Source organism: Pseudomonas sp. PS02290 (genome assembly GCF_029960075.1).
Taxonomy (GTDB): domain Bacteria; phylum Pseudomonadota; class Gammaproteobacteria; order Pseudomonadales; family Pseudomonadaceae; genus Aquipseudomonas.
Map to the genome: position 1 here is coordinate 1 of NZ_JASCOY010000197.1, position 3,305 is coordinate 3,305.

4 protein-coding genes are annotated in these 3,305 nt (G+C 62.3%); all 4 read right to left on the reverse strand.

The features are described from left to right. Nucleotides 1-113: 113 nt before the first annotated feature. The 4 genes from fhuF to QMX88_RS29110 are packed head-to-tail and all read right to left on the reverse strand — an operon-like array spanning nt 114 to nt 2,942. Entirely contained in the window at nt 114-827 is a 714-nt protein-coding gene (gene fhuF, locus QMX88_RS29095; protein ID WP_282373704.1) for a siderophore-iron reductase FhuF, read from the reverse strand. A gap of 42 nt (nt 828-869) precedes the next feature. Next, nucleotides 870-1,703, reverse strand: a complete 834-nt coding sequence (locus QMX88_RS29100) for a N(5)-hydroxyornithine transformylase PvdF (protein ID WP_282373707.1) — start codon at nt 1,701-1,703, stop codon at nt 870-872. Nucleotides 1,704-1,714: 11 nt separating this feature from the next. Beyond that, the gene (locus QMX88_RS29105) at nt 1,715-2,707 is read right to left on the reverse strand and encodes a TauD/TfdA family dioxygenase (protein ID WP_282373709.1); all 993 of its coding nucleotides are present in this window, start codon (nt 2,705-2,707) and stop codon (nt 1,715-1,717) included. A gap of 34 nt (nt 2,708-2,741) precedes the next feature. Further along, nucleotides 2,742-2,942 carry an MbtH family protein gene (locus tag QMX88_RS29110; protein WP_282373710.1) on the reverse strand — a complete coding sequence of 67 codons (201 nt, stop codon included), beginning with the start codon at nt 2,940-2,942 and terminating at the stop codon, nt 2,742-2,744. Nucleotides 2,943-3,305 lie beyond the last annotated feature (363 nt).

Below are 3,305 nucleotides of genomic sequence, written 5' to 3' on the forward strand. Positions count from 1 at the left end.
GTCGCTTTGGGGTAAAGCGGGATTGTGGGTGTTCTCAGGGGCGCTGAGCGCCCGACCCGGCGTTCCCACGCAGAGCGTGGGAACGATCAGTTTCCTCCTATGGGCGCGGTCAGTCAGGACAGCGGGCAGTTGGCGCAGTAGTCGAGGCCGTTTACACGGTAACGGATGCAGCACACCCGGCGTTGGCGCTTAGGTTCGTCCTGGCCGTCGACCTTGATGTAGCGCACGGGCTGGTAGAGCGGATTGCGGCTTCCGTCGGGGAGAAGTTGCACGTTGAGCAACTGGTGACCATGGGTCAGATCGCCGTGGGGCATGGCATTTGCGAGCACGCCCAACAGCCACTCGAAATAGTTGCCGGCGTTGCTCCACAGCACTTTTGGCGAAAGTCGAAAATGCCGCGCGAGGGCATCAATGAACGGTCTGAGGTGCTGCTCCAGCAAGTCATCGAAACGCTCGAAAGCATCGGCCGGGGTTGGCGTCCAGCGCTGTCCCGAGTGAGGCAGCTTGAACGCGGCAGGCAGGCCATCGTCGTTGAGGATCAGTTGTACTTGATCGAGGTGCAGCGGCAATTGCTGGTCGAGGATCAACGACGCCGCGACCACCGGCGGAATCAGCTTGATGAAGTAATACTTGCTCCAGATCGACGCCAGCCCGCGAGGGTCGCTGTCGGGGTAGGCGCTGGCGAATCGCGTGAGTACATCGTTCAGGTAGTCGCCGGTGAGAAAGGTGCGCATAGGCACGCCGACGCGGGGATCGTCCGGCAGCACGAGCGCGTCGCGGTAATGCTCGAAATCGGCGATGAACAGCGGCGCCAGCGCAGGAATCATGTGCTGACTCGCTGCGCTGACCGCCCGTTCAACGGAGCGCGGTCAATGAGACCGCTGCCGCGCCAGCACCCACAACCCCTGCTCCAGCGCGGGAAACAGGCTGTTGTTGAAGTTGTTCCAGCGCAGTTCGAGGATGGTGTCGTCTGGTGCGATGGGCGTGTCGAGCACGTCGAACACCACTTCACCGGAATCGATGCCGGTGTCGACGTAATGGAACGACGCGCCGGTCATGTTCACCACCGGCGTGTCGACCATCTCCCGCGTGGTCCAGTCGACCACTTTCTTGCCCCGGGCGCCGTACAGCGCGTCGAGGGTGGCGTAGGCGCCGCGCCGCTCGTAAGGCGATTCCAGACGCGTGATGCCCGGGTGCGCGTTGAAGATACGCCGATGGAAATCAGCCCCTTCGCGCACCAGTTCATCAAGGATCACCAGCAGCCCGTCGAGCACAACAACGTCGGCGCCCAGCGCGTGCAGCCGCTCGCCGAGACGTCGCTCGAAATCCGACTTGCCGGCCGGCCGCGCGCTGTCGCCCAAGGGCAAGGCGCGGTAGCTGGACGGCACGTTTTCCAGCAGGTCATCGACCTTGCGCCCCTGCACTGTCAGGCCCGCCGGGTAGAACCAGTGGGCGCCCTGCCCCGGCGTGAAGCCGTAGTCCTTGATGCTCTCGCGGTCCCGTGCGGACTCGGGGTTTTCGTCGTAGATGATCGCTTCCAGGGAGTAGTGATCGCCGAGAGCGGTGTCGTTGAGCGCCTTGACCAGGTACTCCAGCGGCGAGGTCATGTAGCGCTGCTCGCCGTGGTAATCGACGTATTGACCGGCCTTGTCCGCCGCGGCGTTACGCAGCGACCAGACGTAAACAAGCTTGGTTTTCTGCATGAATATCGGACTCAGGAAAGGGTGTGCAGGGTGTTGCCACTGACGCCTTCAGCCATGGCGACCACGACTTTTCGTTCGCCGCTGAACGGCTTGCGCGAGTGCGCCGTGAGCATGTTGTCGAGCATCAGCACGTCGCCGGTCTGCCACGGGAAGACCACTTCGCATTCGCTCAGCACGCCGCGAATTTCCGCCAGCGCATCGGCCTCCAGCGGGCTGCCGTCGCCGTAGTAGACGTTGCGCGGCAGGCCTTCTTCGCCAACGGTGTCGAGGAGGATTTCCTGCATCTCCTCGTCGAGGTTCGACAGGTGAAACAGGTGCGCCTGATTGAACCAGACCCAATCCTTGGTGCGCGGATGCTGGGCGACGCCTTGCACCAACTGTCGGGTGCGCAGGTCGCCGTCATCGTTCCAGTCGCACTGGATGCCACGGGGGCGGCAATAGTCTTCGACGTCGCTGTGGCGCTCGGTGTTGAACACCTGTTGCCAAGTCAGGTCCAGGCCGTTGCCGTAGTTGCGCACGTACATCAGGCGCTTTTCTTCAAAGCGTTTGCGCAGCGCCGGACTGATGCGCTGGAACACCCGGCGGCTGTCGGCAATCGGCGTCTCGCCTCCGCTGACGGCGGCTTTGGCGCAGTAGAAAAAGATGCGCATGGGCCATTCGGTGGTGTAGGCCTGTTCGTTGTGCAGCGGAATCGAGCGGTGCGCCGGGTATTCGGTGGAGGTGTAGACGCCTTTGCCATCGACCTGGCTGCGCGGGGTGGAGCCGAATTCGTAGTTGAGCAGCGGGTGGCCGAAGGAGGCGGCGAACTGCTGGAAGCCTTCGACGCCTTCGGGGGTGAAGCCGCTGAAAAGGATGGCGCCGTCGCGCTCAAGCGAGTGGTCGACGACGCTGCGCAGGGCGTCGATTTCGGCGGCCAGGGAGACGCCGGTCTGGCCGGGCTGGACGCGCAGGGGGAAGCCGGCTTCAAGGCGCAGGCGTTCGGGGGTGAGCATGCGCATGTTCATGGGCATTACGCTCCTGGGGCTGAAGGGGGTGGGTTCAGGCCATGGCCTTGCGCAGGCTGAGGGGGCGCATGTCGGTCCAGACGCTTTCGATGTGGTTGAGGCAGGTCTGTTTGTCGCCTTCGACGCCGACGCTTTTCCAGCCGTCCGGGATGGCTTTGTAGTCGGGCCAGATGGAGTACTGTTCTTCGTGGTTGATGACGACCTGGAACTGTGTGTTTTCGCTGTCGAAGCTCATGTGTAATCCCTCGTGGTGTTGGAACGGCGCAGGTAAGCGCGCCTTACCTGAAAGACGAACGAGGCGGCTAAGTGGTTAGTCTTTTTTGGTGAAAAATGTAAAAGCGGATCAAGGGCAGATCGAGGGCAGAGCAAATGCTGAGGACCTGTGGGAGTGAGCTTGCTCACGAAGGGGTCGATACATCCACCGAATGTCCGGTGTTTGAAATACAGCATTCGCGAGCAAGCTCGCTCCCACAGGATGGGGTGCAATCAGCAAAAATTGCTGGCGCTTGAGCTGGCCTCTTCCCGGCTGAAGCCGGTCCTACCAAGGCATCGCATGCGTCCAGTGGGATCGGCAGTGACATCGACTGTAGGATCGGCT